The 26994-nt window shown below is 65.9% G+C and carries 25 protein-coding genes; 8 read left to right on the top strand and 17 right to left on the bottom strand.

Annotated elements, in window-relative coordinates; genetic code table 11:
* Positions 1–58: 58 nt before the first annotated feature.
* Entirely contained in the window at positions 59–1609 is a 1551-nt protein-coding gene (locus AOP73_RS04220) for a Re/Si-specific NAD(P)(+) transhydrogenase subunit alpha (protein WP_061963343.1), read from the top strand.
* Between the two features lies 1 nt (position 1610).
* Positions 1611–3038, top strand: a complete 1428-nt coding sequence (pntB, locus tag AOP73_RS04215) for a Re/Si-specific NAD(P)(+) transhydrogenase subunit beta (RefSeq protein ID WP_061963342.1) — start codon at positions 1611–1613, stop codon at positions 3036–3038.
* A gap of 43 nt (positions 3039–3081) precedes the next feature.
* On the opposite strand, the gene AOP73_RS04210 is transcribed toward pntB, so the two are convergent.
* Positions 3082–4125: an aminotransferase class V-fold PLP-dependent enzyme gene (locus AOP73_RS04210; protein WP_061963341.1), complete on the bottom strand. Its 1044-nt coding sequence runs from the start codon at positions 4123–4125 to the stop codon at positions 3082–3084.
* Between the two features lie 79 nt (positions 4126–4204).
* Here AOP73_RS04210 and AOP73_RS04205 point away from each other — a divergent pair, with 79 nt between their 5' ends.
* A complete protein-coding gene (locus AOP73_RS04205) occupies positions 4205–5083 on the top strand; it encodes a LysR family transcriptional regulator (protein ID WP_061963340.1) in 879 nt (292 codons plus the stop codon).
* Here the strand turns inward: AOP73_RS04205 and AOP73_RS04200 are convergent.
* From AOP73_RS04200 to AOP73_RS04165, 8 genes are all read right to left on the bottom strand, one after another.
* Positions 5080–5481 (bottom strand): FKBP-type peptidyl-prolyl cis-trans isomerase, encoded by a 402-nt coding sequence (locus tag AOP73_RS04200; RefSeq protein WP_061963339.1) that lies wholly within the window; start codon positions 5479–5481, stop codon positions 5080–5082. The two genes, AOP73_RS04205 and AOP73_RS04200, sit on opposite strands and share 4 nt — an antisense overlap.
* 75 nt (positions 5482–5556) lie before the next feature.
* The gene (locus AOP73_RS04195) at positions 5557–6051 is read right to left on the bottom strand and encodes a GyrI-like domain-containing protein (RefSeq protein ID WP_084626547.1); all 495 of its coding nucleotides are present in this window, start codon (positions 6049–6051) and stop codon (positions 5557–5559) included.
* 55 nt (positions 6052–6106) lie between these two features.
* Complete coding sequence (locus tag AOP73_RS04190; protein ID WP_061963337.1) at positions 6107–6595, bottom strand: methylated-DNA--[protein]-cysteine S-methyltransferase; 489 nt, start codon at positions 6593–6595, stop codon at positions 6107–6109.
* Positions 6595–8124 carry an AlkA N-terminal domain-containing protein gene (locus tag AOP73_RS04185; protein ID WP_061963336.1) on the bottom strand — a complete coding sequence of 510 codons (1530 nt, stop codon included), beginning with the start codon at positions 8122–8124 and terminating at the stop codon, positions 6595–6597. The genes AOP73_RS04190 and AOP73_RS04185 overlap by 1 nt, the downstream gene beginning before the upstream one ends.
* A 33-nt stretch (positions 8125–8157) precedes the next feature.
* A complete protein-coding gene (locus AOP73_RS04180; RefSeq protein ID WP_061963335.1) occupies positions 8158–8598 on the bottom strand; it encodes an HNH endonuclease in 441 nt (146 codons plus the stop codon).
* Positions 8599–8819: 221 nt separating this feature from the next.
* On the bottom strand, positions 8820–10715 hold the full coding sequence (locus AOP73_RS04175) for a carbohydrate-binding domain-containing protein (protein ID WP_084626546.1): 1896 nt from the start codon (positions 10713–10715) through the stop codon (positions 8820–8822).
* Positions 10716–10728: 13 nt separating this feature from the next.
* Positions 10729–11523: a polyphosphate polymerase domain-containing protein gene (locus AOP73_RS04170; protein ID WP_061963333.1), complete on the bottom strand. Its 795-nt coding sequence runs from the start codon at positions 11521–11523 to the stop codon at positions 10729–10731.
* Positions 11520–12149: a DUF4956 domain-containing protein gene (locus AOP73_RS04165; protein ID WP_084626545.1), complete on the bottom strand. Its 630-nt coding sequence runs from the start codon at positions 12147–12149 to the stop codon at positions 11520–11522. Before AOP73_RS04165 ends, AOP73_RS04170 begins: the two co-directional genes overlap by 4 nt.
* A gap of 184 nt (positions 12150–12333) precedes the next feature.
* On the opposite strand from AOP73_RS04165, the gene AOP73_RS04160 reads away from it, so the two are divergent.
* The 3 genes from AOP73_RS04160 to AOP73_RS04150 all read left to right on the top strand — a co-directional run bounded on the left by AOP73_RS04160 (position 12334) and on the right by AOP73_RS04150 (position 16145).
* Positions 12334–13017, top strand: coding sequence for a response regulator transcription factor (locus AOP73_RS04160; protein ID WP_061963332.1), 684 nt, complete (start codon positions 12334–12336; stop codon positions 13015–13017).
* On the top strand, positions 13014–14423 hold the full coding sequence (locus AOP73_RS04155; RefSeq protein ID WP_061963331.1) for a sensor histidine kinase: 1410 nt from the start codon (positions 13014–13016) through the stop codon (positions 14421–14423). Before AOP73_RS04160 ends, AOP73_RS04155 begins: the two co-directional genes overlap by 4 nt.
* A gap of 75 nt (positions 14424–14498) precedes the next feature.
* Positions 14499–16145, top strand: coding sequence for a SulP family inorganic anion transporter (locus AOP73_RS04150; protein ID WP_061963330.1), 1647 nt, complete (start codon positions 14499–14501; stop codon positions 16143–16145).
* A gap of 11 nt (positions 16146–16156) precedes the next feature.
* Here the strand turns inward: AOP73_RS04150 and AOP73_RS04145 are convergent, their stop codons facing one another.
* The gene (locus AOP73_RS04145; protein WP_061963329.1) at positions 16157–16717 is read right to left on the bottom strand and encodes a TetR/AcrR family transcriptional regulator; all 561 of its coding nucleotides are present in this window, start codon (positions 16715–16717) and stop codon (positions 16157–16159) included.
* Between the two features lie 206 nt (positions 16718–16923).
* On the opposite strand from AOP73_RS04145, the gene AOP73_RS04140 reads away from it, so the two are divergent.
* Positions 16924–18387, top strand: coding sequence for an MFS transporter (locus AOP73_RS04140; protein ID WP_084626543.1), 1464 nt, complete (start codon positions 16924–16926; stop codon positions 18385–18387).
* A gap of 105 nt (positions 18388–18492) precedes the next feature.
* Here AOP73_RS04140 and AOP73_RS04135 read toward each other — a convergent pair whose 3' ends face one another.
* From AOP73_RS04135 to AOP73_RS04120, 4 genes are all read right to left on the bottom strand, one after another.
* Positions 18493–19584: an alanine/ornithine racemase family PLP-dependent enzyme gene (locus AOP73_RS04135; RefSeq protein ID WP_061963328.1), complete on the bottom strand. Its 1092-nt coding sequence runs from the start codon at positions 19582–19584 to the stop codon at positions 18493–18495.
* Positions 19581–20705, bottom strand: a complete 1125-nt coding sequence (locus AOP73_RS04130; RefSeq protein ID WP_061963327.1) for an N-acetyltransferase DgcN family protein — start codon at positions 20703–20705, stop codon at positions 19581–19583. Before AOP73_RS04130 ends, AOP73_RS04135 begins: the two co-directional genes overlap by 4 nt.
* Before the next feature lie 147 nt (positions 20706–20852).
* Positions 20853–21425, bottom strand: a complete 573-nt coding sequence (locus AOP73_RS04125) for a dienelactone hydrolase family protein (protein WP_061963326.1) — start codon at positions 21423–21425, stop codon at positions 20853–20855.
* Between the two features lie 59 nt (positions 21426–21484).
* Positions 21485–23122, bottom strand: a complete 1638-nt coding sequence (locus tag AOP73_RS04120) for an ABC-F family ATP-binding cassette domain-containing protein (protein ID WP_201774491.1) — start codon at positions 23120–23122, stop codon at positions 21485–21487.
* A 295-nt stretch (positions 23123–23417) separates the two neighbouring features.
* Here AOP73_RS04120 and AOP73_RS04115 point away from each other — a divergent pair, with 295 nt between their 5' ends.
* Positions 23418–25250, top strand: a complete 1833-nt coding sequence (locus AOP73_RS04115; RefSeq protein WP_061963325.1) for a cation:proton antiporter — start codon at positions 23418–23420, stop codon at positions 25248–25250.
* On the opposite strand, the gene AOP73_RS04110 is transcribed toward AOP73_RS04115, so the two are convergent.
* Genes AOP73_RS04110 through AOP73_RS04100 form a run of 3 tightly spaced genes read right to left on the bottom strand, consistent with a single transcriptional unit; the run spans position 25247 to position 26864 of the window.
* Complete coding sequence (locus AOP73_RS04110; protein ID WP_084626541.1) at positions 25247–25522, bottom strand: DUF4287 domain-containing protein; 276 nt, start codon at positions 25520–25522, stop codon at positions 25247–25249. The genes AOP73_RS04115 and AOP73_RS04110 overlap by 4 nt on opposite strands.
* A complete protein-coding gene (locus AOP73_RS04105; RefSeq protein WP_061963324.1) occupies positions 25519–26496 on the bottom strand; it encodes an SRPBCC family protein in 978 nt (325 codons plus the stop codon). Before AOP73_RS04105 ends, AOP73_RS04110 begins: the two co-directional genes overlap by 4 nt.
* Before the next feature lie 2 nt (positions 26497–26498).
* Complete coding sequence (locus AOP73_RS04100) at positions 26499–26864, bottom strand: ArsR/SmtB family transcription factor (RefSeq protein WP_061964828.1); 366 nt, start codon at positions 26862–26864, stop codon at positions 26499–26501.
* Between the last annotated feature and the right edge of the window lie 130 nt (positions 26865–26994).

The raw sequence follows: 26994 nt of genomic DNA, 5'->3' as shown, positions 1-26994 counted from the left end.
CCGCGCCGAGGACCCCAACACTGGGCTCGGAGCAGTGCCCCCAACCGAGGAGTAGACGATGCGCATCGGAGTCCCCAAGGAGTCTCGCTCCGGCGAGCGGTTGGTTGCCGCATCCCCCAAGACGGTTGCCCAACTCACCGCCCTGGGCTACGAGGTAGTGGTGGAGACGACCGCCGGCCTGGCCGCGAGCTTCCCCGATTCCGCCTACGTCGACGCCGGCGCAACGATCGGCGACTTTCACGACGTCTGGACGTCCGACGTCATCACCAAGGTCAACGCGCCCACCGAGGACGAGATCGAGACGTTGCCCCAGGGCGCGTTGCTGGTGTCGATGCTGTCTCCCGCTTCTCGCCCCGAACTGTTGGACGCGCTGGCCGAGCGTGGCGCGAGTGCCATGGCGCTCGACGCGGTGCCACGCATCTCCCGGGCTCAGGCGCTCGACGTCCTCAGCACCATGTCGAACGTGGCCGGCTATCGCGCTGTGATCGAGGCCGCCGAGGAGTACGGCGGCATGTTCACCGGTCAGGTCACCGCCGCGGGCAAGACCAACCCTGCACACGTGTTCGTGATCGGCGGTGGCGTGGCCGGCCTCGCCGCAATTGGCGCGGCCGGCAGCCTAGGCGCCCAGGTGCGCGCATACGACGTTCGCAGCGAGGTGGGCGAGCAGATCGAGTCCATGGGCGCACAGTTCGTGCAGGCCAAGTCCGCCCAGCAGGAAGTAAGCGCCGACGGCTACGCGAGTGAACTCACTGCGGAGCAGGAAGAACTCACTGCGCACATGTACGCGCAGGAGTCCGCAAAGGCCGACGCCATCATCACCACTGCGCTCATCCGCGGCCACGCACCCACCACCATCACCGCAGACATGGTCGCGCGCATGCGGCCCGGCAGCGTCATCGTCGACCTCGCTGCTCCCGCCGGCGGCAACTGCGAATTGACGGTTCCTGGCGAGAAGATCGTCACTGACAACGGCGTGATCATCATCGGCTACACCGACCTCAGCAGCCGCATGCCGCAGCACACCTCGCAGCTCTTCGGCACCAACATCGTCAACCTGATGAAGTTACTGACCCCAGGCAAGGACGGCCAGGTCGCCCTCGACATGGAGGACGTCGTCCAGCGCGGAATGACCGTCGTCAACGCCGGTGACATCCTGTGGCCGCCGCCGCCCGTTCAGGTCTCAGCCGCCCCCGTGGTGGACGAGCCGACACAGGTGGACCCCGTCGAGCAGGCCCGAGTCACCGCCGAGGCGAAGCGCCGCAAAGGCCAGAAGCAACTCGTAGGCTACGGCCTCGCCGCCGTGCTGCTCATGTTGGCGATCACGTTCTCACCGCCCGCCTTCCTCGGCCACTTCACCGTGTTCATCCTGGCGGTATTCGTGGGCTACTACGTGATCTCCAACGTGAGTCACTCGCTCCACACCCCGCTCATGGCCCAGACCAACGCGATCTCCGGGATCATCCTCGTGGGTGCCATGCTGCAGATCGGCAGTGACCAGTGGTGGGTGACGATCCTGGCGGTCGTGGCCGCCACCCTGGCGAGCATCAACATCTTCGGTGGCTTCCTCGTCGCATTCCGAATGATCGGGATGTTTAGGAAGGACGCCTGACATGATGACTTCCTTCGTGCAGGCCGTGTACGTGCTCGCGGCCATCCTCTTTGTTCTGAGCCTCGCCGGCCTGTCCCGGCCCGATGCTGCCCGCCGGGGAAGCATCTTCGGCATGGTTGGCATGGGACTCGCCGTGGTGGCGACCATGCTACTGAGCCTCGAGCAGAGCCAGCGTGAGTGGTTCGTGACACTCCTGCTGATCGCCCTGGCGCTTGGAATCGGCGCGACCGTCGGCACCTGGCGTGCACGCAGAGTCGAAATGACCCAGATGCCCGAGATGATCGCCATGCTGCACAGCTTTGTGGGCCTCGCGGCGGTGCTCGTTGGCTTCAACTCGTACCTCACCGAGTCACACGCGGATGCGGTCCACCTCGTGGAAGTCTACCTGGGCGTCCTTATTGGCGCGGTGACGTTCACCGGGTCCGTCGTCGCGTACCTGAAGCTGTCCGCACGCATCAAATCCGCGCCTCTGACCCTGCCTGGACGGAACCTGCTCAATCTGGGCGCCCTCATCGCATCGGCCGGTCTGCTCGCCTGGTTCCTCGCCAGCCCGTCGCTGCTGCCCTTGATCCTCATGACGCTCATGGCGCTACTGCTCGGCTGGCACTTGGTTGCGTCGATTGGCGGCGGCGACATGCCGGTCGTGGTGTCGATGCTGAACTCCTACTCCGGCTGGGCGGCCGCCGCGGCGGGCTTCGTGCTCAACAACAACCTGCTCATCGTCACCGGCGCATTGGTGGGGTCGTCCGGAGCCATCCTGTCCTACATCATGTGCAAGGCGATGAACCGGTCGTTCATCTCCGTCATCCTGGGCGGCTTTGGCTCGGAGGGCGGGACGGTCGTCGCAGCCGACGGCGAGCACGGCGAGCACCACGAGACACACGCGGCCGAGGTCGCGGAGCAGCTCTCGCAGGCGCGCCGAGTCGTCATCACTCCTGGTTACGGCATGGCAGTCGCCAAGGCGCAGTACCCGGTCGCGGACCTCGTCGCGCGCTTGCGCGGCGCCGGCGTGGACGTGCGGTTTGGCGTTCACCCGGTGGCTGGTCGCCTCCCCGGACACATGAATGTGCTTCTCGCGGAGGCCAAGGTTCCCTACGACATCGTGCTCGAGATGGACGAGATCAACGACGACTTTGCGAGCACCGACGTCGTGCTCGTCATCGGCGCCAATGACACCGTCAACCCCGCCGCCCTGGACGACCCCCACTCACCCATCGCGGGCATGCCCGTCCTGGAGGTGTGGGACGCCAAGCAGGTGGTCGTGTTCAAGCGGTCGATGGCCACCGGCTACGCGGGCGTGCAGAACCCGCTGTTCTTCCGAGACAACACCGCGATGCTCTTTGGAGACGCCAAAGCCCAGGTCGAGAACATCGTGCACGCGCTCGCAGCTGTCACCGACCAGGACGGACCATCGGTACGCACGCACTGACCGCGCACGGCTCACTCCGCAACGTCGCGGGCGGGCGGGCGACCTAGGCGTGCTGCAGCGCAGTCTTCGCGAGCGTGCGAGCGGCGAGGTCGACATCCGCTGCATCGTTGTAGATGTAGAAACTCATGCGTGCCCGTCCGTCACGGGCGGAGGCCCTGACCCCGGCATCGGCGAGTGCCTGGGCGTCGACACCGGTCACTGACAGGATCGCGCTGTTGCTCGCGGGCATCCCCAACTCGGCACGCAGGTCGTTGGCCAGGCCCGTGCAGTAGGTGTACGACGCGTGGATGTCCTGCGCGGCTAGGGTCTCCAGCGCCACGGCACCAGCCTCGACGAGCTGCCACGGGGGCGAGGTGTCGAGGCGTCGGCCCAGCGTGCTGAGCTTGAGATCGGGACCATAGAGCGAGCCCCACGGGTCATCCGAGCCGTACCAGCTGGCGCACACGGGTCGGATCCAGGTGGCCTTGGGGTGGATGGCCGCGAGCGCGATGCCGCGCGGGCAGGTCAGCCACTTATAGGCGCCAGCGACAACCACGTCGAAGTCGCGCGCATGAATGGGGAGCCAGCCGGAGGACTGACTCACGTCGATCAAGGTCTTCACTCCTGCGGAGTGGGCGGCCATCGCGAGTGCGGTCAGGTCGACGACCCGACCATCGCACGACTGCGCGGCGCTGACCGCGACGAGGTCCACCCCCGGGCGGATCTCGTCGACCAGGCTCTCAAGCGGCACCAGGGTGACATTCAGGCGCGGGTCCGCGAGGAACGGGTAGACGACGGAGGAGAAGTCGCGCTCCACGGCAAGGACGCGGGCGCCATCGGGCAAGGACGCGGCGACCATGCCCACCATCTGAGAGACGGATCCCCCAAGTGCCACATCCGTGGGCTGCGCGCCCACGATGGTCGCGTATGCGTCACGCATGCGGTCAACGGTGGCATCGAGCGCGTAGGGGTCCGTCTTGGCGAGCGACCAGTCGTGAGCCGCGCGGGCCAACGCGGCCGAGGTGGCGTGCGCGGGAAGCCCGTAGGAGGCCGTGTCGAGGTAGCCCGGGATGTGCGGGAAACTGGCGGAAATCGTCGTGTTCAGCATGTCAACAATTTTCCGTCAGTTCACAGACCCGCACAAGATGAGGTTGTCAACACCTAGACCTCGATGGCATGATGGTCTCATGATAGACGTCGAACGCCTTCTCATTCTCCGCGAGGTTGCCCGCGCCGGCTCCAAGGCAGCCGCGGCGCGCGCCATGGGACTGAGCGAGCCTACCGTCGCACACCACCTCAACGCGCTCGAGCGACGGGCCGGCGTGCCGCTGACCAGGCGGGTTGGCAGGTTTACCAAGTTGACCTCCGCTGGCGAGGCCCTGCTCGAACACGCCAACGTGATCGCCGCGAGCCTTGAGGGCGCCGAGCGCACGCTTCACCGGCACGCGGATCTGAACGTAGGACGACTACGAATCGCGGCCTTCCAGTCGTACTGCGCGGGGGTGCTGCCTGGGCCACTCGCACAGTTCGCACGCACGTATCCGGGCATCGAGGTGGGCCTAGTCGAGACCGAGACTGACGACGCCCTCGCCCTCATGCGTGCCGGGGATGCGGACCTCGTCATTGGCTTTGCGGACAACGCCACACCACCGCCCACCGACGTGCCGGTTCGCCCGCTCGACCGCGACGAGTACCTCGTGGTGCTGCCGGACTCGCACGAGCAGGCCAAGCGCAAACGCGTGGACATCGCCGAACTGGCCGGCGAGCGGTGGATCTCCGGCTGCTCGCGTTGCCGCGCTCACCTCACCGCCCACGCGGCCGATGCTGGCTTCAGCCCCGACGTAGCCTTCGTTACGGAGGACTACGTCACGGTGCAAAAGCTCATCGCCGAGGGCCTAGGCGTCGCGATCTTGCCCAGCATGGCACTCGGCGCCAGCCCGGCCGTTCCCGGCATCGTGACCGCGCGCACTAAGCCCGCGAGCTACCGGGAGGTGTTCCTGAGCGTGCCGCTCGATGCCGCGCCGGCCGCCCAGGCGTTCGCGAGCCTGCTGGTCGCCGGCCGCTAGTTGGCGGCGAGGACGTCGACTGCGAAGACCAGCGTCGATCCCGCGGGGATGGGACCCATGTCGCTGAAGCCGTAGCCCAACTCTGGGGGCACCACGAGCAGTAGTTTGGAGCCGACGGGCTGTCCGACGATGCCCTCCACCCAGCCATCGATGAGCGACCCGCGCGCGATGCCGAACGAGATGGGCTCGCCGCGGTCCCACGACGAGTCGAACTTGTTGCCGTCCCACAGCCAGCCCGTGTAATGGACCGTGATGGACTGGCCCTCGATGACAGCGTCCCCTGTACCGGACTCAAGGACGACGACGGCCAGGCCCTCGACCTGCTCGGCGCCGGCGAAGTCAACGGCGGGAGCGCCGTTCGCGTCGCGGGTGATCGTGGGGTGCTTGGCGTCAGTCATGGTTGCTCCTCGTAGAGTTCGCGGTGGTGCGTTGGGTCGAGCCTATTAGAGGAAGCAACCCCCCAAGCCCGACTTTTAGTCCGCCGGCCGGTAAGGGAACGTGATGTCGCACACCTCATCGTCCGGACCCGCCTGCGGAACCTCGGTGACGTAGACCTCGCGACTCGGCAACTCCTCCAGCATCTCGCCGTGCTCGTTGACCCAGGCCGCCACGGCATCGTACGACTCCAGAATGGCGGGAAAGTCGAGCCCGGCCTTGGTCACCGTCAGGTAGGCCTCGTGGTGTTCCGGCTCGGTCTTGGTGGTGATCTCGCCCTGATCCTCGACGTTGCCCACGAATGGAACACATACCTCCACGAGCGCGCTCTGATCCGGCGTCACCGGCCCATGAAAGATGACGTACGTTGGTTCGTCGCGCGTGGTGCCGTTGGTCCGATATCCGGCATCGGCGAGGCGGTCAAATATCTCGGTGAAAGCCCAGCGGATGAAGCCTTCTAGCTCGGGCTGGAGGACCTCTCGGCCAATGACGGCCATGTCCCGCTGCGGAACGAACCTGCTCTGTACCTGCATCTCTCGTGACCCCCGTCTCGTGGTTGCGGCGACCCACCGGACCGCTCTCCTCTGACTATAAGACCGAGCCCTCGCGCGTGAGAAGAGATCGCTTCACGTCGACTCCCCACGCGAATCCCGTGAGCTTGCCGCTCGCGCCTACCACCCTGTGGCACGGCACGAACAGCGCGACGGCGTTGCGCCCGCACGCGGCACCGACCGCGCGGCTCGCGCCCGTGGTGCCGAGGGACTCGGCTACCTCGCCGTACCGGCGCACCTCGCCTGCCGGTATCTCACGCAGCGCCGCCCACACCCGCGACTGAAACGCGGTGCCCGACTGCTCCACGGTGATCGCGTCGAGAGCGTGTGTGTCACCCGCGTACCAGGCTCGTACGGCATCGGCCGATGCCGTGGTTCGGGCGGCGATGTCGCCCGGTTTGATTCGGGAACGGCTCGCGACGGCGGCGGGGTCGGCCGACCAGCCCGCGGCCACGACCACGCCATCGGGTCGTTCGATGACGGTGAACGGCCCGTCGGGTGTGTCGACAATCTCGTATGCGTGCATCAGGAGTCCTTCCGCTGGAGTGACGCGGCGCGCCACAGGTGAGTCATCAGGTAGCTGCGCCAGGGCGCGAAAGCCGCCACGGAATCGGCCAGGTCAGTTGGCTTTGACGGCAGGCCGAGCGCGGCCGCGCCGGCGCGCACCGCCGAGTCACCGGTGAGCAGGACGTCGGGGCTACCGAGCAGTCGCAGGGCGAGGTAGTTCGACGTCCACGGGCCGATGCCGCGTAGCGCCTCCAGCGCTCCCGTCAGGTCCGCGCGGGTCTGGGACACGTCCAACGGAAGGGAGCCGGCGGCGATGTGGCGCGCGAGGCGGGCCACAGTCTCGCGGCGGGCGAGCTGACCGGTCAAGACATCGACCGCGGACTCGGCGAGCGCATCGGCGGCGGGAAAGAGCGTGTCGACACCCAGGCTGTCGAGTGCTGGCGGCAGCGGCTCGCCCACCGTTGCCACGAGGCGCTCCGTGGCAGTGCGGGCCGCGGCCACCGAGACCTGCTGGCCGACGATCGCACGAACGGCCATCTCCGTCGCGCCCATGGATCCGGGAATCCGTGTACCGGGGTGGGCCGCGATGGACGGGGCGAGGCGCGGGTCACGCGCCAGAGCCTCGTCGATTGCGAGCGGGTCAGCGTCCAGGTCGAACAGTCTGCGGGTGCGGGAGATCAGCGAGGGAAGGTCGTCGAGGTGCTCGAGGGACGCGGTGAGGAGGACCGCACCCGCCTCCACGCGAACCGTCATCACCGCCGCCCCCCGTGCCAGCCGCACGGTTCGGGTGTACGCGATGTCGTGGTCGCCGTTGTCGCCGTGCTCCACCAGCTCGAGTCCCGCGACGGCGCGCCTTTCCAGCCACCTCAGAACATCCACACCATTGAATGGCTCCCGCGTGCGCAGCTTGAGCGCGATCGCGCCAGCTCTCGGTCGATCAAGGGTGCGGACGTTGCGTGTGGTCGGTTGCTCGCTGAGGCGTGCCCGTCCGCGCAGCTCCGTGGGCGTCATGCCGAACACCTCGCCGATGGTGTCGTTAAACTGGCGGATGCTCGCGAAGCCGGCGGCGAAGGCAACCTCACTGGCCTGCATCGGGGTGGACACCAGCAGCTGTCGCGCGCTTTGAGCACGTTGGGCACGGGCAAGCTGAAGAGGGCCGGCCCCCAGCTCCTCGGTCAGGATGCGCCCGAGCTGCCGCTCCGAATAGCCCAGCCTGCTGGCAAGTCCGGTGACGCCTTCCCGGTCCACGGTCCCGTCCGTGATGAGTCGCATCGCACGCGCGGCCACGTCCTCGCGCATATTCCACTCGGAGCTACCGGGAACCGCCTCCGGCAGGCAACGCTTGCAGGCGCGATAGCCCGCGGCGTGGGCAGCGGCGGACGTGCGGTAGAACGTGCAGTTGCTTGGCTTTGGCGTCCGCGCCGGGCAGCTGGGGCGGCAGTAGATGCCGGTCGAGCGGACGGCCGTGATGAACTGGCCGTCAAAGCGCTTGTCGAGGGACGCCACTGCCGAGTAGCACGTGTCGAAGTCCAGCGGCGCGGTGGTCATGCCACCACTGTGCCCTGCGACCGCGGCTGGGCGCTAGCGGAAATCAGACACGGCGGTGGAGCTGATCGGTGCGGCTGTCTCCGTGGTGGGCTCGGAGACGGGCTGGCTGGGGTTCGTGAGGGCCCGCGGTCGCAACGTGGCGTTCACTTCGTAGAGCTTCACGAGGAACGCGCTCTCATCGAGGCGCTTACGGCGCAACCAGTGCGTCACTTCCTCGTTGCATTTGCTCGCGTTACACGAGCGACAGGCCGGCACCACGTTGTCTACGGTGTAGCGGCCCCCGCGGGAGATGGGCAGCACGCAGTCTCGCTGAAGTACCGCATCGTCCGTGGGTCCCGCCCCGCAATACGCGCAACCGCCCCAGGCATCCAGAATTTGCGCCCACTGGGCGGGGGTGAGGTCGTTGTCCGCGGCGGCGACGCGACGCGCGCGCTTACGCGACTGACGCGCGCGCCGGCTCGGATTCACTGCCATGCGTGCCAGCCTACGAGCGACGGGCGCGCAACCGACGTGGGCGCGCGGGTGACGCCAGCCGGACACGAGTGTGGCCACCGAAGACCTCCGCTCTGGCAGGAAACGGAACCCTTCGGTGGCCACGTGTTCGAGGAGCGCCGGCCGTGGGGGGGACGGCCGACCGGCGGGCGGGCCGCTCGGCCTACGGCCGACGCTCCACGTTCTACTGGGCAGTCACCGCCTTATTCGGCCGTGATGGTGCCGATGGCATCGCCGCCGGAGACCGAGCCATCAACGGTCAAGCCGCCGATGCTGTCGCCGGTGGCGCTTCCGCCAACGGTCACGGTGTAGTCATCTCCCGCGACGATCTGGTCGGTTGAGAACACCAGCGACTGTGAGACCTTGGTGGTCGTGAAGGAGCCCACGGGGTTTCCAGAACCGTCCGAGATGGTGATGACCGTCTCCGCTGGCAGAGCCATATCGAAGATGATTCCCAGCGAGCCCTGACCGCCGGCCTCGGGCCCCACTGCCATCCCCGCCGCACCGTTGGCCGCGAGCGTTCCACCGGTGATGGTGAAGGCGTCATCGACGTCGAGTGCGCCCTGATCGTTGTCTGAGGTGCTGGAGATCACCACCACACCACCGGACATGGTCATTGAGCCGTTGACGTCGATGCCGTCGCTCTGGGTGTCGATGACATAGGTGCCCCCACTGATCTCGAGGAAGCGGTCCCCGTTGTCACCCTCAGCGGGTCCACCAAAGCCGCCGTCCTCGAGCGCAGACACGGTCACCGAGCTCAGGTCGGTCGCGACGGTGACTGCTGCACGGGGGTCTCCCGAGCCGGAGCCGCTCGTCGCCTGGCCCGGGTCGCCAGGCAGTGCGGAGTCGCCACCGGGGCGTTCGGGACGCGTGCCATCGCCAGGCATGCCGCCTCGCTGAGGCATGCCCTCGGGGCGCGCATCGTTGGCGGGCACGTCACCGCCGGGCAAGTCTCCGCCGGGCGCCTGACCGGCGCCGGCAGCATCGGCGACGGACTCTGCCGTGGCATCGGCCGTCGAGTCAGTGCCGCCGGAGACGTTGATGCCGTCATCGCTGGCGACCACAACGACGTCACCGCCGGAGAGATACATGTACGCCCCCTCGATGCCCTCGTAGCTCTCGGAGATCTTCACCGTGCCGCCGTCAATGCGCAGAACACCATCGGAATGCAGCCCATCGTCGTCGGCGGCAATGGTCAGGTCGCCGCCGTTGATGGTGACTTGTCGGGCGGCATCGGCCGCGTCGGAGCCGGCCTTCAGGTCAATGATGCCGCCGTCGATCCAGATCACGCCCACGACCGCGGTGGGGTCATCGCTCTTGCCCTCGTTGTCGGACTTGAGCGCATCTCCTCCCGCATCCACCGTCAGTGAGCCATCGCGAATCACGAGGTGATCCTTGCCGCGCACTCCGTCGTCACCTGCGGTGACCGAGACGGAGCCAGAAGCAATGACGAGCGAGTCCTTGGAGGTGATGCCATCGTTGACGCCCGTGACGCTCAACGATCCCGTCCCCGCGACCCACAGGTCCGCGGTCGAGAAGACGGCCGCGTTCGGGGCGTCGTCGTCGTTTTCGTCCACCGCCGCGCCATGCGCGTCGGACAGCGAGTTCTCGGAGCCGTCGGCGAGATAAACCACCACATTCTTGGCCTCCACGACAGTGAAAGCGCCGACCCCGGCCGCAGTGACGTCCACGCCGTCGAGGATCACGGTGACATCCTCCTCGGGAGCGTCGACCACGATGCTGCCTGCAGTCAGTGAGCCACTGAGCTGGTAGGTTCCGCCGGAGGTGATGGTGACGATGTTGCCGTCAACACTCACCCCGGAGTCACCTGAGGACGCGCCGTCCGCCAACGTCACCTTGACGGCAGTGGAGGCGTCCACCGAGGTATCCATCTCCTTGATGTCGAGGTCGTCGTACTGAACCTCGCCGTCACTCGACATCGTGCCAACGGTCTGGGCAGAGGTGTCAGCAACGTCCTGGATAGACGTGCTGGTGGCGGCACCGCCGGCGGTCGTGTCCTCCGCTTCAGTGGAGCAGCCGGTGAGGACGAGGGCGCCGGTCATAGCGAGGCCGGTAAAGACGAGCACAGGGTTTTTCATGAGAAGGTCCGTTCTAGAAGGCGGCCGGAGTGGCCGGAGCGTCGACGATGTGGCGGCGCAAGGTTCGCGCCCACCGGTTGGAGGGAAGCTCGGGGCGCAGGGCCGCGAGTGACGTGCAGTACTTGCTGACGCGTGCGGGGCGAATGCCGTGCGCCCACAGCGCGCGGTCGACCGAGCCGGCCCGCGACGCGGACTTGGTCTCGACGATGAGCGCGCTGCCAAATCCGGTCTGTGCCCCGCCTGCGGCGGTGGCACTCACGGAGCTGTCGACGGTGATGCGGGCATCATCGCCGGTCAGCGTGGTGCGTTCATATGACGTGGTGAGTACGCGAGTGAGTAGATCCACGTCGTGACCGATCTGGTCAAACGAGCCCACGAACACCCGCGACTCAAACGTCAGGTTTACGCTGCGTGCGGCCTCCTGCGGAAGCCACTCGCGATGCTTGACGGTCTCGCCACGCGCGCTGCGCAGTTTGACCTCAATAGCGCTGAGGCCGGAGTCGAGGTAGTGACGAGTCCGCACCTTGTAACGGCGAGGACGACGGCGCGCAGCGTCGTGATACGCGGCGAGGTCGGCGGTGTCGAAGTAGTCGGACTCGTAGCCAAAGCCGCGGCGGCCGTCCACCTCGAGCACCCTGAACCCTTGGCCGAGCGACGCGAATACGGTGGCCCACTGGTCTGCGGGGACGATGTACTTGCGGTCCACACGGGTCTGCAGGGCTGCCTGCTCATTGAGCGACTCGAGCGAGATGGGGTCAAGGTCCGCCACCGTGGCCGCCCAAGCGGACCTCGTGACGAGGGCGGTCATCGTGCGCCTACCGTCATGGCGTCACGGGTGACGGATCGGGCCTGACCCAAGTCAGCATCGGCGCGTGACGTCTTGGCAACTGCGGGCAGCCGCGTGAAACGCACATCACAGATGGTGGTGTCCGTCACGAGGTCAACCTTGCGGATCTCCACACGGTGAATGGTGGCGTGGAGCATCGTCGCCAGCAGGTCGCGGGCCTTGTCCTCATCGGTGAAGGCCTGGTCGAGCACCATCATCTGCTGACGCGTGCGACCGAACAGCTTGGGATGGTCACCCACGGCGATGACCGCGATGAGCACGCCCATCAGCGTGAAACTAATGGCCGGTGAAACGGAGGGGAACCCACCGAGGAGACCAATCGCGATGGCGGTGAAGTAGTAGGCGATCTCGGCGTGCCCCATCTCCGTGGAGCGCAGCCGGATGATGGACAGCACGGCGAAGATGCCGAGTCCGAACCCGAGCGATAGGTCCGAGGTGGACATGGCATACGTGACGCCCATGACGCCCACGTTGATGGACAGAAAGGCGACGAGCATGTCGCGGCGCCGGTGGCGCGGGAAGTAAAGGCCGAACACCAAGATGAGAATGGCGACGAGGTCCGCTGCGATGAAGGCGAAGGCTGACATGAGGATCCTTTTCGATAGTGACTGCAGCGCTTTGGCGGGCGCCGAATGCCGTTGATGTATTAATGACACCGCGGGTACCTGGGAACTACCTGAGAGCGTCCACAGAGTTCATCGGGAGTGAGCTCTGCGCCGCTTGGCGGCGAATTCCCAGCAAATCCTCAGGCTGAGGTGTGAAACTGGGGTCATGTCACCACGCCACATACTCGTCGTAGACGACGAAGACAACCTCCGGACGATGCTCGTCGCAGCCCTCCGCTACGAGGGCTACGAGGTGTCCGCCGCCTCCGACGGGGCGGAAGGACTCAAGGCGGTTCGCGACGGCCACCCGGACCTGATCGTGCTCGACGTGATGATGCCCAACGTCGACGGCTTCGCCATGTGCAGGCGCCTGCGCGAGGCCGGCGACCGCACGCCCATCATCTTCCTCACCGCGCGCGACAGCGCCAAGGACAAGGTCGAGGGCCTGACCATTGGCGCCGACGACTATGTTCAGAAGCCCTTCGCGCTCGACGAACTCGTGGCACGTGTCGAGGCGGTGTCGCGCCGCGTGGAGCGCGAGCCCAGCGCAGCCGACGTCTACAAGGTGGCGGATCTCGAGCTCGACGACGTCTCTCACCGGGTTTCCCGCGGCGGCGTCGAGGTGGCACTGTCGCCCACCGAGTACAACCTGCTGCGGTACCTCATGCAGAACGTGGGGCGCGTGATGAGCCGCGGCCAACTACTTGAGAACGTCTGGGGCTACGCCCCGGATGACGATGCCGGGGTGGTCGAGACCTACATCGGTTACCTGCGGCGCAAGGTCGATCGTGTCGAGCCGACCCTCATCCACACCATCCGCGGCGTCGGTTACACGCTCAGGACATCATGACTTTTCCCGGCACCGGCACGCCCGCACGGCTGTCCTTGCGCACACGCGTGCTCATTGGCTTCTCGGCCATCGCGGCCATTGCCGTCCTTGTCGCCTGTGTCGTGACCGCGACCACGCACAGCTTCCTGGTGCGTCAACTAGACGACCGCCTGGCCTCGTTCGCAGGGGCAGCGCCCCTTGGCGGCAATCAGGAGCAACGCCCACAGTTGCCCGCTGGGGGTCCCGGCGATGAGAACTCGCGCCCCTCGGATGTTCTGCGCGCGTGGGTCGACCCCTCCGGCGAGGTGACGGTGTTCTTCGCCCCCAATGTGGGCGACGAGGACTCCGGCGCGCCGATCCTGGACGTTGACGACCTGCCCACACAGGGAAACACCTACCTGAACGCGCCCTCCACCGCCGGAGGTGACGACTTCCGCGTCTACGCCCGCGCCACCCCGCGCGGCTGGGACATCACCGCGCTGTCCCTCGCCGACGTGTCCTCCGCCACGCAGCGTCTCGTCCTGATTGAGACCATCGGCATTGCGGCCATGCTGGCGGGCCTCGGCCTCGTCGCGTGGTGGGTCATTCGGCTGGGCATCGCGCCCATGCGTCGCATGGTCGATGCCTCCTCACGGATTGCCGAGGGCGACCTGGATGTGCGCCTCGACGGCGCCGGCGGCTCAACGGAGACCGCGCAACTCGCGGACAGTCTGAACGCCATGATCGGCACCCTGACCGCCTCCCTCACGGAGCGCGAACGCTCCGAGGCGCGGTTGCGCGAGTTTGTCGCCGATGCGTCCCACGAGTTGCGTACTCCCATCACCACGATCTTGGGCTACTCCGAGCTTTACCGGCGCGGCGCGCTGAGCAAGAAGGCCGACGCCGCGGATGCCTGGTCTCGCACCGAGGCCGAGGCGGGCCGCATGCGTCGTCTGGTCGCGGACATGCTGGAGCTCGCGAAGTACGACGCTGAACCCGTTCTCAATCGAGTGGATGTCGACTTGGAAGCACTCGCCAGTGAGGTGGTGGCTGACGCATCGACGGCTCATCCCGACAACTCCTTCCGGGTCGATGCGACGGGCAGCGTGCACACTCACGGGGATGCGGACAAGCTCCGCCAGGCGCTCATCAACGTGGTGGCCAACGCCGCGGAGCACGGCGGCACCAATGTCACGGTGACGGTGACGGCTGCCACCGGCGGTGCTCAGCTCGCCGTCTCCGACGATGGACCTGGCATGACGCCGTCCGTGGCAGCCCGTGCGACGGAGCGGTTTGTGCGTGGCGACCACTCGCGCACCCGTGCAACCGGAGGAGCCGGACTCGGACTCGCCATCACTTCAGCGATTGTCGAAGCCCACGGCGGCACTCTCACGGTCGAGTCGGGCGAGGGCAGCGGAACCTCCGTCACGATGAACTTTATTGACTAACCGTCCCAGTTCCCGAGCAGTCCGATAGTGTCGGAAGCATCCGAACCGCACTAGGGAAGTAGGCCGACTCGCGTGATGACTCGACTCATCCCCGGCCTCACCCGCTCGAATCTTGTTCGGGAGTCCACCGCTGGCGTCACTCTGCTCGCCATCGCCATTCCCCTGAATATTGGCTACGCGCAAATAGCCGGACTGCCTCCGACGGCGGGACTGTACGCGCTCGTGCTGCCGTCGATCATCTATGTCTTCACCGTATCCAGCAGGCAGGTTGTCGCCTCTCCTGATGCGGCCGCAGCCGCACTGGTGGCATCGTCCATCGGCGGACTCGCCGTCGCCGGGTCCGACGACTACACCTCGCTCGCGCTTGCCCAGGCGATCATCAGCGGAGTGATGTTCCTCCTTCTCGCCGTGTTCAAGTTGGGATTTCTCGCCAACTTTCTGTCCAAACCCATCCTGGTGGGGTTTGTGGCCGGCTTGGCACTGGACATCATGGTCAGCCAGATCGCAAAGATGCTCGGAGTGAAGATCGACTCCGGCGCGGAGTTCGTCGAGAAGGTCATCCAACTGGCGGAGGGGCTCAACTCCGTTCACGGTTGGTCAGTCCTCATTTCTCTTGCCAGTGTGGGGGTGCTTTTGCTTGGCAAGCGCTTCGCTCGCGCGGTCCCGTGGGCACTGGTGGTTCTCATCGGGTCCACGATCGTGGTGGTGGTGGCGAATCTCGCGGATCAGGGAGTGGCCGTCCTAGGCGAGGTGGAGGCGGGCCCGCCCTCGCTGACATGGCCGTCTCTCACCGTTCAGCAATGGCTGAGCTTAGTCGCCTCTGCCATGGCACTGACGATGGTGACGACCGCGGAGGGCCTGCTCGTCGCACGTTCCTACGCGGAGAAGCGCGGCTACCCCCTCAAGCCCAATCGTGATCTGATGGCACTCGGCCTCGGCAACGTCGCCGCCGGAGTCAGCGGCGGTTTCGCGGTGGGTGCCTCCACCAGCCGAACGGCCGCGATGGATCAGGCCGGCTCTCGCACTCAATTTCCCGCGATCGTGACAGCCGTCGGAACCCTCCTGCTCCTCATCTTTGGTACCGCGATTCTGGCGGACATCCCTTCGCCCGCGATCGGCGCCATCGTTGCGGTGGCAATCGTTTCGCTGCTCGGGGTGGCTGACTTCCGCATGCTGTGGCGCGTTGACCGATTCGAGTTTCTGGTGGGCGCTGCTTGCTTTCTGGCGACGCTGCTGATCGGGGCGATCGCCGGAATTCTGGTGGCGTTTGTCCTCGCCCTCGTCAACCTCGCCGGGCGCGCCTCACGCCCCGCCATCGATGTCTTGGAGACCGATGGCAACCCCAAGGATTCTCTGCTCGACGACGCGCCAAGGGGATCATCCACGGCGCCGGGGATCGTGGTGATTCGACTGGCCGCGCCGCTGTTCTTCGCCAACGGCCCCGTCTTTGCGGACGCCGTCAAACGTGCGGCCGAATCCGAGCCCACGGGCCAGTTACGTCACGTGGTGATCGACATGGAGGCAGTCACGGACCTGGATGTCACTGGCGCCGAATCCTTCGAGTCCCTCATCGAGTGGCTCAAGGATCGCGACATAGAACTGAGTTACAGCCGCACGCGCGACGATGCGCGTGAGCGGCTGGACTTGTTCGGCCTGAGCGAAGGCGCACAGTTCTTTGACACAAACCGTGAGGCGCTGGCGGCGCTAGCCCCCAAGGATTAGGGGCTCTAGGCCTATGCGCCGTTGGGTCGCCAATACATCTCGAGGATGCCGTCGGTCTGAGCACCGGTGCAGTAGTCAAAGAGTTCTGCGGCGTCGGGTTGCTCGTCCAACACGTCGGGGATGCGCATCGCAAGGAGGGTGTTCACGAGCATGCCCTGCGCCATGAACTGGGTCGCCTCGCCGGGGCCCATTCCCGCATCGTCCCGTACCAGGCGGTAGATGCGCAGGAAGCACTCCCGCGAATTGGGACCGAAGGTCGGGTCATGCCCCATGGTGAAGAGGTGCATGAGTACCAGCAGAATGCCGCGATCGGCCACGAGATCCGCGTAGACCTTGCCCAGGATGGCCTGCTTCTCGTGAGCCGTCTCGTTGCCTGCGAACTCGGCGATCGCGGAGCGAAAGCCGGCGGCGACCCGATCCGCGGCGCGTTTGGCAACCTCGACGAAGAGTTGCTCCTTCGATCCGAACATGCGCACTACGTACGCCTGCGAAATACCCGCCTGCTTCGCCACGGCATCGGTCGTGCCGCCGGCGTACCCCCGCTCGGCAAACACCACGGAGGCGGCCTGCATAATCTGTTCGCGCCGGTCCTCATTGCTGAGCCGCGGATGAGGGGCTGCAGAATCCTTGGCGACGTTCATGTTGACAGGTTATCAAGTTATTACTACGGTGACCAATAGTTGTAATCAACTGATTACTACAGCGACGGCCAACCGATCGTCGCGTTGGCCCATTCGGGTCGATACTCGGAACGCTGGACAGTCACAAAGGATCGAGAATGAGTACTACCTCCCGCAAGCCGCTGGGCCTGATCATTGCCGCAGCATCGCTGCCGATGTTCATGGCCACGCTCGACAACCTCGTCGTCACCAATGCACTCCCGGTCATCAAGCAGGACATTGATGCCAGCATCGAGCAGCTTCAGTGGGTCATCAACGCCTACTCGCTGTCGTTCGCGAGCATGATTCTGATGGCCGTCGCGCTCGGCGACCGCTTTGGCCGTCGCCGCATCTTCGTGGCCGGCATCGCACTCTTTACGGTGGCATCCGCGCTGTGCGCGCTGGCGACCACCCCCGAGCTGCTCATCGCCGCACGAGCGCTGCAGGGCGCCGGTGGTGCCGCCGTCATGCCACTCTCACTGGCGCTCCTCGCCGGAGCGGTACCGGCCGCCAAGCGCAACCTCGCGATCGGCATCTGGGGTGGCGTGGCCGGGCTCGGCGTCGCGCTTGGACCGCTCATCGGCGGCGCGGTCGTTGAAGGGCTCACCTGGCACGCCATCTTCTGGCTCAACGTGCCGATCGGCATCCTGGCCATCCCGTTCTCCTACTGGGCGCTCGAGGAGAGCAAGGGACGGCTCGCAGCGGATGGACGTCGCCAGCGCATCGACGTGGTGGGAATGTTGCTCGCCGGCATCGGAGTATTCGGGGTGGTCTTTGGGATCGTCCGAGGCAACGACGCGGGGTGGACCAGCCCGCAAGTCCTCACCGGACTCATCGGCGGCAGCCTGCTCCTCATCGCCTTCGTCGCCTTCGAGTCACGCACCCGCGACCCGCTGCTGCCCCTCGCACTGTTCCGTGATCGGAGTTTCTCGGCGGCCAATGGCGTGGGCCTGACGTTCAGCATCGGCATCTTTGGCGCCGTCTTCATCCTGATTCAGTTCATGCAGGTCGTCCAGGGCAAGTCACCGCTCGAGGCGGGCGTAATGACCATGCCGTGGACCCTGATGCCACTGATTGTCGCTCCGCTGAGCGGAATCATCGCGCCTCGCGTCGGCACCCGCATCCTCATCGTTGCCGGAACCGCGTTTCAAGCTGCGGGCCTCGCCTGGCTCGCCGTCGTCATGAGTCCGGACGTTGCGTACGCCACGATGGTTCCCGGCTTCGTGCTCGCTGGAATCGGTATGGGGCTGGTGTTCGCGCCCTCGTCGACGGCAGTGCTCGCCAACATGAGGGGCGAGGACCAGGCCAAGGCGTCCGGAACCAACTCCACGATCCGGGAGGTAGGGGTGGCGTTGGGCATCGCGATCTTGGCCGCGGTTTTCACCGGTGCGGGTGGCGAGTTCACGCCCACGGGTTACACCGATGCGGCCATCCCAGCCGTGTGGGTGGGAGCCGGGTTCCTCGTCCTCGCCACGCTCATCGGGTTGATGCTGCCGGAGGGCAAGGGCAACCCGAATGCCGACGCTGACCCCCTCGAGGACACTCACGCCGAGCCACGAGTACTCGAGGGTTCTCCCGCCTAGCCCTCGATGTCCACGCCCTCAATCACGCACGCTCCCCACCGCTTGTGGAGGAGCGGGAACGGGAGTGCCGATTCAGGATGCGGACGGTGCGGGAGGTCAGGCGCCCTACCTCTTGGAGGTAGGGCGCTCCGCCGGGATCGCCGCGATCACGCGTTCGGCCACGAACGGCGACGTCATGGCACGTAGCAGGCACGAGTAGTCGACACCGAAGCGGATCTCGGTTCCCGCGACCATGCGAGCCGGCGTCTCCAACACCAAATGATCGCTACTGGCGGCGAGCACTGTGATGCCGGTCGGCGGAACCAAACCGCGGGCGTCGACGTCCTGTTCGCCCAGGGAGACGATGGTCTGAATAATGGTGCCGCGGTCCCGAGGCGCCGAGACAACTCCGAGCGCGGGGTGCCCCGCCGTTCCCCACGACGATGACGGCTTCTCGATTGACTCGATGACCGCGCCCACCACAACAAAAGCGTCGTGGTGAAGACCCTCGATGGGGGTGCGCGTCAGTGGGTCGGCGCCGAGCAGAATGGCCTCGCCCAGGCGCAGGTCATTGACCCGTCCCACCTGACCGCGCCCGAGCGCCCAGTTCAGGTTCGCCGAGTTCCCACCCGAGACCACGAGGTCGGGGATTCCGAGCTTGCCCGACAGTAGGCCAGCAATTCCTGACAACTCCTGCATCTGGTCATCGCCGGGAATGACTCCGCTGCGGCACGCGAGGTTGGTGCCGATGCCCGCGAGTTTGAGGTGGCGCGTGCGAGAGATGATGCGAGCCAGGTTGAGCACGTCGCTCGCCAACACTCCCTCGCGCAGGTCCCCCAGTTCGACCATGAGCACGATGCCGTGGTCAGAGCCGCGCTTGCCGGCCGCGGCGGACAGAGCGTAGGCGACGTCGAGGTCGCTCACCAGCGAGGATTGCGCGACCGCGACAGCACGGTCGGCCCAGGCTGGGTCGGGGGCTCGTAGCAGCGTCATGGGGGCACGAATGCCGGCCTCCTTGAGTGCCTCGAGGTTGTCGACGCGCGAGTCGCCCAGTCGCGTCACGCCGCCACGCAACATCGCCCGGGCCACGTCGGGCGAACCGAGGGTTGACTTAGTGACTCCGGTCACCTGAATACCCCGGTTGCCCAGGCGATCAACGAGCGTGCGTGTGTTCTGCTCGACCTTGCCGAGGTCAATCTCGATGCGGGGCGCGATCATGCGACGACCTGGTCTCCGCGCACCAGCAATGCTGGGAAGGCATCGGTGACCATGGCCACGAGGGCCTCCGGCGAGCCCCACAGCGCATCGGTGGCGGGGATACCGAGCTCGACCTCATAGCCGGCAGCGGCGGCCGTCACCTCTGCATCGGTCATGTGCTCGTGGTTAATAGTTAGTCCGATCACTCGGGTCTTGCCGAACAGCTCGATCAGGGCAATCTCCGAGGCGGGCGTCGGCATCGGGCGGTCGGGGTAGTCGCTGAGCATCCGTCTGGCCGGAGCGTGCTGCATCACGACCGCATGTGGGCGGCTCGCGCGCAGCACCACCGTGGAACTCAGGTACGCGGGGTGGCTCAGGGCTCCCTGACCCTCCACCACGATGACCTCCGGCTGCTCGCTGTCCCAGGCGGCGACCACCGCCCCCTCGAGCTCACCCACCCCAAACTGCGCGGGAATCGCGTCGAGCGCGACACCATAGGCCGCACCCTGAATGAGTCCGGTCTGTCCTGTGCCCACCATGACTGCACGGATTCCGGCGTCGTTGAGAGCCTTGGTCAGGATGGTCGAGGTCGTGCGCTTGCCAATCGCACCATCGGTTCCGAGCACGGCGATACGCACGCAATCGACCTGGTCGATCGCTCCAGTGAACATGCGCAGGTGCTTGGTGGGCCGGGGTCGGCGAACATCGTGCAGCGTGACGCCCATGGTGCGTGCGGCGTCGGCAATCTCGACGTCGTCTTCGAGAAACTCGTGCAGACCGGAGACGATGTCCATGCGTTCCGCGATCGCGGCCAGCACCACGGAACGATCGGCGAGCGTCATCAGTCCGGATAGTGGTGCGAGCCCAAAGATCAGCATGTCAGGGCGGTCGAGCACTGCCTCGGTCCAGGCGTCGAGCGACGCGATGATTGGGATGCCGGCGGGAATGTCGTCAAGCACGAGCCCCGCATCCTGACCCGCAAGGGTGCTATCGATCACGGCGACGATGCGGTAGCGCTCACTCGCGCGAACGAGGCCGTTCGCCGTCTTGCCGTCAATGCGTGCGAACTGACCTTCGCAGTAGACGATCGCAGCGGGGCGATCGTCGATTGGCAGGGTGGGGTCAATAAGGGCGGTATGCATGTTGCGTCCTCGAGATAGCTCAGAGGAGGCGACGGAATCGTTCCGACTGCGTGGCCGGTTCAACGAGAGGTCCCCGCTAAGGGTGTGGGTGTGTGCTCACTGTACGCCCAGTACTACCGTCCCGTTTGCCCGCGCGAATGTACCAGGCTAGAAGCCGTCCAGGAACTCCGCGATGCGCTCAAAGGTGAGTTCGGATGCCTGCTCGTCGTAGTCATCGAAGTTCGCGAAGGCGTAGAGGTGGGACTCGCCAGGATAGGTGAACTCATCAATGGCGCCAGCCGGTGCGAGGGCTCGCAAAGCGGCGACTTCGTCCTGCTCGACCCACTCGTCGTCGCTCATGTAGTGCAGTTGCATGCGCAGGCGGGTGGGCCAGGTGGTGATGTCGAACCAGGCCGGCGACATTGCTCCATGCAGCACCACGGCCGCGACCGCATCGGGCTCCTGTAGAGCAAGTATCTGGGCGAGTGCGCCACCAAAGGAGAAGCCAATGTAGACACGCGGGCCCTCCACTCCAGCCGTCAATTCACGGGCCCTCTCCAAGTGGCCGACCATCCCGAGGGAATCGACGCGGTCGACGCCCGCGTCAATGGAGTCGAACGTGTCACCATCGAACAGGTCCGGGACATGGACCTCGTGTCCCTGGCCACGTAGGCCGTCGGCCCACTCCTTTACGTCCTCGGTAAGACCCAACGCTGAATGCAAGAGAACAACCTGAGTCATGAACTCCTCCTCGGCTCGATTATCTCGATACTAGGTCGGCGCCCTCATGCTCGCCACGTTTACGCTGAGGCCAGCACCACCTCCGCTCCCGTCACATCGACGGCTCGGGTCACTCCGATGTGCTCGAGGAAGTCTCGGTCGTGACTGACCACCATCAGTGCACCTTGATAACCCTCGAGCGATTCGATCAACGCCGCCCTTGACGCGAAGTCGAGATTGTTGGTGGGCTCGTCGAGTAGCAACAATTGAGGCGCCGGACGGGCAAGCAGGAGGCACGCCAGCGATGCCCGGAACCTCTCGCCGCCGGACAGGGTTGCCGCGAGCGCGTCTCCGGCCCTCCCGCGGAACAGAAAGCGCGCGAGACCCTCGCGTACCTGGTGCGGGGATGCGCCGCGAGCACGCGTTGCGACGTTCTCCACCACAGTCAGCGAGTCATCGAGCACGTCAAGGCGCTGAGGCAGGTAGCCGACCGGAACGTGAGCCACCGCTCGGCCCCGCTGTGGCGGCAACTCCCCTGTGATCGCGCCCAACAGGGTGGTTTTGCCCGCACCATTGCGCCCGGTGATCACGATGCGCTCTGGCCCCTGCACCAGGAGGTTCGCCTCGACTCCGGCGCGTAGCAGCGCTGCCTGAACGGTGACCACTTCGCGTCTCGGGGGGACCTTGGTGTCAGGCAGGTCGACACGAATGGTCTTGTCCGCGTCAACCGCGTCCTCGGCGGCGTCCAACTCGGCCCGCGCATCGGCGAGCCTGTCCTCGTGAACTCCCGTCACCCGCGCGAGTGTTTGCTGCGCTTGGCGCTTCTTTCCCCCCGCAATGATCGCCGGCATGCCATTCCTTGCCGCTTTCTCTCCTTGCTTGTTGCGCTTGGCTCCTCCCTCGACGTACGTTCGCAGTTCACGATGCTGCTTTGCCACCTTGGCTGTAGCCGTGCGCAGGTTCTGCTGCGCCACCTCGGCCTCGTCTGCCAACACTTGCTCGTAGAGGTCGATGTTGCCGCCGAACCACCGCAGCCCCGACCGCCGCAGCTCACCTATTCCATTGACGCACGCGAGGAGGTCGCGATCGTGCGTGACCACCAAGGTTGCTCCGGCCCGCTGCATCAAAGCGCGTATCACCGCCTCCTTCGCGGGGCCGTCGAGGTTGTTCGTGGGTTCGTCAAGAAGTAGAACGTCGGGCCGTGCCAGCAGCGCCGATGCCAGGGCCAGTTGGGTGGCCTCGCCACCCGACACTTGCGTGACGGTTCGGGACAGGTCCATTCCCGCGAGCCCGATGCTCGCGAGAGTCATCTGGGCACGAGCCTCGACATCCCAATCGTCCCCAACAACGTCGTAGTGCGCAGGGTCGACTGAGCCCGCCTCGATCGCGCGCAGTGCCGCCAGGGTGCCGCCCACGCCGAGGACGTCGGCCACGGTGACCCCGGCCACAGCATCGGCCACAGCATCGGCCGCCGTGGTGGGGGTGCCGAGCGCGACATCCTGCGGGACGTAGCGCACCGTACCGCTGGTAGCCACGTGGCCGCCCGCGGGCGTGAGATCGCCCACGAGCAGGCGTAGCAGGGTTGACTTGCCGGCGCCATTCGCGCCCACCAACGCGGTGAGTCCGGAGGAGACGGCACCGGTGACGTCGTCAAGCACGGGGGAGCCGTCGGGCCACATGAACGTCAGGTGTGAAAAGGAAAGAAAAGGGGAAGACAAGGAAGCCTCGATCTGGGTCTGGGTCGACGCCGCACGCGGAGTGCAGCAAGTGGACGCATGGCCAGACATCGTGTCTGGCGACCTTAGATCTTCAACGGGGGCTCCTGGAGCTCGGGGACTTTCCGTCTCAATTCTGACGCAACCGCTAGGGATGCGCAAGACAATGACGCGCGCTGCGTCCGCACCATACATTGATCAATCAAATGAGCGCCCAGACACAAACCGTCGTCGACAGCGTCGAATTATGGTGCGGACGTAGCGCGCCGTTCGGGTCGCGACTGCCTAGACTCACCTCATGAACTACGTCGCCCTTCTTGTCTTTGTGCTCGCCTTGGGCATGGTGAGTCAGCTCGTCGCGAATCGCTTCAAGATCCCGGCGATCGTGGTGCTGATCGCGGTGGGTCTGACGGTGGGCCCGTTTACCGGCCTGGTCACGATTCCCTCCGACTCGGAACAGATCTCGGAGTTCATTGGGCTCGGCGTCGCGGTGATTCTCTTCGAGGGCTCACTAGACCTGCGGATCGGGGAGTTCCGGCGCGTGGGACACGGGGTGGGACGCCTGGTGATTTTCGGCCCACCGATCGCGATGGCGCTGGGCGCCACGTTCGCGCACTACGTTGCCGGATTCAGCTGGCCGGTCGCGATCGTCACGGGCGCGATCCTGGTGGTGACTGGACCAACGGTGATTGTCCCTTTGTTGCGGCAAGCGCGCATGAATAAGGACACCGCGTCGCTGCTCAAGTGGGAGGGCATCGTGAACGACCCCGTGGGCGTGCTCCTCGCGGTCGTCACGTTCCAGTACTTCACGCTGTTCCAAGACCGAAGCTTTGGCGCCATCGTGGTGGCCTTCCTGGTGGTGCTCGCGACGGCCCTCGTGCTCGGCGGGGTGGGCGGCTGGCTCATCGGGAGGATGTTCCGCAGCGGCATCATCCCCGCGCACCTGAAGTCACCGCTTCTCCTTGTCCTCGTCCTCCTGGCCTACGTACTGGGCAATCGCATCGAGGATGACGCCGGGTTGCTGGTGGTCACGGCCATGGGGTTGGTCATCGGCAACATGAACCTGCCCGACCGGGACCAACTGGTGTCCTTCAAGGAGAGCCTGACGGTGCTTCTCCTGTCGAGCCTGTTCATCATCATTCCGGCACAACTGTCGTTGGCCGAGTTGCAGTTGATCGACTGGCGCATCGTCGCCTTCGTACTGGTGCTCATGTTTGTGGTCAGACCCGCGACCGTCCTGATCTCCACGGCCTGGGCACCCATGCGGCGGGAAGACAAGACCCTGCTTGCCTGGATTGCACCGCGCGGAATCGTGGCCGCCGCCACCGCGGGTGTCTTTGGTCCCGCCCTGGTCGACGCGGGCTACGCCGATGCGGATCAGCTGCTACCCACGGTGTTCCTCGTGATCATCGTCACCGTGCTCGCTCACGGCCTCACGCTGGGACCCCTGGCCCGGAAGTTGGGGCTCGCGGCCAAGAGGTCAAATGGTTTGCTCATTGTGGGCGCCTCCGACTTCACCCGCGACCTCGCCTCCGTCCTCCACCGCAACGACGTCGACGTGCTCGTCGCCGACGCCTCGTATCGCAACCTGCAGCCCATCCGCATGGACGAGGTACCGGTCTTCAACGGCGAGGTGCTGTCGGAGCATGCCGAGGACTCGCTAGATATCCCCAACCTCAGCTATGTCCTGTGCGCCTCCAGCAATGACTACTACAACGCCCTGGTCAGTCGCGCGATGGGCGGCGAGTTCGGCTTCCACCGCACCTTCCAACTGACCACCCACGAGGAGTCGCTGCATGAGGCCAAGCGGCTGACGCTGCAGCAGCGCGGCTCGTTCGCGTTCGACGGCAAGTCAGACTCCGCCATCCTTCAGGAACGCATGGACGACGGCTGGAGCATTCACACCACCAAAATCACCAAGGACTACGCGTGGGCCGATGCCCGTGCCCGACTAGAGGCGGACACGGACGGGGACGGGTGGATGTTGGTGGCCGGGTGCTCGGCCGACGGCACGTTCCGCCTCGAGTCCCTCGAACACCCGCTCAAGCCGGAGGCGGGCTGGCGCGTGTTCTACTTCGCGCGCAACACGGTTCTACCTCGACAAAGTGCTGGTGCAGAGGCGACCAACTAGCGGCCCAACTTTGCCCTCACATACGCGACGATCGCATTCGCGTGGCCGTGGCCCATGCCGTGCTCGGCCTTGAGCCAGGCCACGGACTCCGAGTGCTTCTCGTCGGCGGGTCGAGCCGCGACCATGTCTAGCCACTCCTGAATGGGCCTGCCATAGTTCTTCTCGATCGACGGGAAGTACGAGGCGGGACCTTTGACGGGGCCGCCCGACAGGTCGGGTGCCGCGACCCGACCGTCGGCGCCGTCGCCGGCCACGGCATCGGCCGTCGTCATTGCCCGGCCACCACGGACTCGAGGCGCGCGTAGCTGGTCTCCATGCCATCGGTCATGCCCGTGGCGAGGACCATGTCGCGGACCTCGGCACTCGGGTAGGTGATGACCAAGCTGAGCAGCGTGCCGCCCTCGACAGAGGTGAGCGTCATCTCGTTGAGCGTGCTCGGATAGTCGGTATCGATCATGTGCTCGGTGGTCACCGAGCGATGTGGCGCGTTGGACTCGAGCAGCTCACCGTCGAAGCCGAACGCGCCCTCGCCGCCACCCTCGGGCTCCCACTCGTAGCGGTAGGTGTCGCCCACCTTAGTGGCGATCTCGCACACGGGCATGGTCCAACCGTCCGGACCCAGGAGCCACTGCTGCATGAGCTCGGCGTTGTTGTGCGCCTCCCAAACCTGCTCCTTGGAGCCGCGGATGACTCGGGTCACGCGGACCTGGGTGTCGGACAGGATGTCGGCGTTGGTGCCGCGACCGGCGGCGAACGATGCGAGGTCCGCGAGGACGTCGTCGATCTGGCCCATCGCCTCGGTCATGCCCTGCTCCATGCCCATGGCGATGAGCTGCTCGAGCTGCTCGGCGGAGTTGAAGTGGGTCACCGTGGTCAGTCGCGAGCCGCCGTCGGTGGACTCGAACGTAAACGTCATGCGCATGGTCGGCATGTCGGTGTTGTCGGAGCCGTCCTCGTTGGAGAAGCCGTCCTCGACCTCAAAACTGTTGGGGGCATCGACCGCGAGGAAGTTCCAGTGGCCCGGCGCCTTGTCCCCGTCGGGGCCAGTCATGACGTAGTCGGTGCGACCGCCCACGGCCATGTCGTGGCGCGTGAACTTGGCGGGGTACGTGGGTGGGCCCCAGAACTGCTCGATCTGACGCGGGTCCGCGTACGCGTCCCAGAGTCGCTGCTGCGTGGCGGCGAAGTCGGCGATCACCGTCATGGTGAGGGCTTCAGGATCCTTGGTGACTGACGTGATGGGCATGACTACTCCTTTGGTGCTGCGGTAGTGGTGGGCGAATCTTCGGCGAGCAAAGCATCCAGGCGGCCGATGCGGCCACGCCAGATTTGCTCGAATTGGTCCAGCAGGGTCTGGGCCCGGCGGATAGCGTCGGGGTTGCCGCGAATCATGCGCTCGCGGCCGCGAGGGTGCTTGGTCACGAGTCCCGCTCCTTCCAGGACTGCCACGTGCTTCTGCACGGCGGCGAAGGACATGTCGTAGTCCGCCGCCAGTTCGCTGACGGAGGACTCGGCGGTGAGCGTGCGCCAGACAATGTCGCGGCGCGTCGCATCGGCCAGAGCGTGGAAGATGCGGTCCACGTCTGCGTCGGAGAGTTCAGTATCTACAACCATTTGGTTGTACGTTACACCCGACGCGGCGAGCGCGCAAGAGATTGCGGCCATGCCCCGGCTTCAACCCAAATCGCCGCACAATATCGCCAACTGCGGTATGTCACATTTCTTGGCACAACCACCGAACGTG

The organism is Demequina aurantiaca, from assembly GCF_000975135.1.
Taxonomy (GTDB): domain Bacteria; phylum Actinomycetota; class Actinomycetes; order Actinomycetales; family Demequinaceae; genus Demequina; species Demequina aurantiaca.
This window is presented reverse-complemented; position numbering and strand designations above follow the sequence as displayed.

What these genes read in the sequence shown, in the direction of transcription:
- AOP73_RS04220 (WP_061963343.1), top strand. Translation starts at nt 59, where the DNA reads ATGCGCATCGGAGTCCCCAAGGAGTCTCGCTCCGGCGAGCGGTTGGTT.
- pntB (WP_061963342.1), top strand. Translation starts at nt 1,611, where the DNA reads ATGATGACTTCCTTCGTGCAGGCCGTGTACGTGCTCGCGGCCATCCTC.
- AOP73_RS04210 (WP_061963341.1), bottom strand. Translation starts at nt 4,125, where the DNA reads ATGCTGAACACGACGATTTCCGCCAGTTTCCCGCACATCCCGGGCTAC.
- AOP73_RS04205 (WP_061963340.1), top strand. Translation starts at nt 4,205, where the DNA reads ATGATAGACGTCGAACGCCTTCTCATTCTCCGCGAGGTTGCCCGCGCC.
- AOP73_RS04200 (WP_061963339.1), bottom strand. Translation starts at nt 5,481, where the DNA reads ATGACTGACGCCAAGCACCCCACGATCACCCGCGACGCGAACGGCGCT.
- AOP73_RS04195 (WP_084626547.1), bottom strand. Translation starts at nt 6,051, where the DNA reads ATGCAGGTACAGAGCAGGTTCGTTCCGCAGCGGGACATGGCCGTCATT.
- AOP73_RS04190 (WP_061963337.1), bottom strand. Translation starts at nt 6,595, where the DNA reads ATGCACGCATACGAGATTGTCGACACACCCGACGGGCCGTTCACCGTC.
- AOP73_RS04185 (WP_061963336.1), bottom strand. Translation starts at nt 8,124, where the DNA reads ATGACCACCGCGCCGCTGGACTTCGACACGTGCTACTCGGCAGTGGCG.
- AOP73_RS04180 (WP_061963335.1), bottom strand. Translation starts at nt 8,598, where the DNA reads ATGGCAGTGAATCCGAGCCGGCGCGCGCGTCAGTCGCGTAAGCGCGCG.
- AOP73_RS04175 (WP_084626546.1), bottom strand. Translation starts at nt 10,715, where the DNA reads ATGAAAAACCCTGTGCTCGTCTTTACCGGCCTCGCTATGACCGGCGCC.
- AOP73_RS04170 (WP_061963333.1), bottom strand. Translation starts at nt 11,523, where the DNA reads ATGACCGCCCTCGTCACGAGGTCCGCTTGGGCGGCCACGGTGGCGGAC.
- AOP73_RS04165 (WP_084626545.1), bottom strand. Translation starts at nt 12,149, where the DNA reads ATGTCAGCCTTCGCCTTCATCGCAGCGGACCTCGTCGCCATTCTCATC.
- AOP73_RS04160 (WP_061963332.1), top strand. Translation starts at nt 12,334, where the DNA reads ATGTCACCACGCCACATACTCGTCGTAGACGACGAAGACAACCTCCGG.
- AOP73_RS04155 (WP_061963331.1), top strand. Translation starts at nt 13,014, where the DNA reads ATGACTTTTCCCGGCACCGGCACGCCCGCACGGCTGTCCTTGCGCACA.
- AOP73_RS04150 (WP_061963330.1), top strand. Translation starts at nt 14,499, where the DNA reads ATGACTCGACTCATCCCCGGCCTCACCCGCTCGAATCTTGTTCGGGAG.
- AOP73_RS04145 (WP_061963329.1), bottom strand. Translation starts at nt 16,717, where the DNA reads ATGCAGGCCGCCTCCGTGGTGTTTGCCGAGCGGGGGTACGCCGGCGGC.
- AOP73_RS04140 (WP_084626543.1), top strand. Translation starts at nt 16,924, where the DNA reads ATGAGTACTACCTCCCGCAAGCCGCTGGGCCTGATCATTGCCGCAGCA.
- AOP73_RS04135 (WP_061963328.1), bottom strand. Translation starts at nt 19,584, where the DNA reads ATGATCGCGCCCCGCATCGAGATTGACCTCGGCAAGGTCGAGCAGAAC.
- AOP73_RS04130 (WP_061963327.1), bottom strand. Translation starts at nt 20,705, where the DNA reads ATGCATACCGCCCTTATTGACCCCACCCTGCCAATCGACGATCGCCCC.
- AOP73_RS04125 (WP_061963326.1), bottom strand. Translation starts at nt 21,425, where the DNA reads ATGACTCAGGTTGTTCTCTTGCATTCAGCGTTGGGTCTTACCGAGGAC.
- AOP73_RS04115 (WP_061963325.1), top strand. Translation starts at nt 23,418, where the DNA reads ATGAACTACGTCGCCCTTCTTGTCTTTGTGCTCGCCTTGGGCATGGTG.
- AOP73_RS04110 (WP_084626541.1), bottom strand. Translation starts at nt 25,522, where the DNA reads ATGACGACGGCCGATGCCGTGGCCGGCGACGGCGCCGACGGTCGGGTC.
- AOP73_RS04105 (WP_061963324.1), bottom strand. Translation starts at nt 26,496, where the DNA reads ATGCCCATCACGTCAGTCACCAAGGATCCTGAAGCCCTCACCATGACG.
- AOP73_RS04100 (WP_061964828.1), bottom strand. Translation starts at nt 26,864, where the DNA reads ATGGTTGTAGATACTGAACTCTCCGACGCAGACGTGGACCGCATCTTC.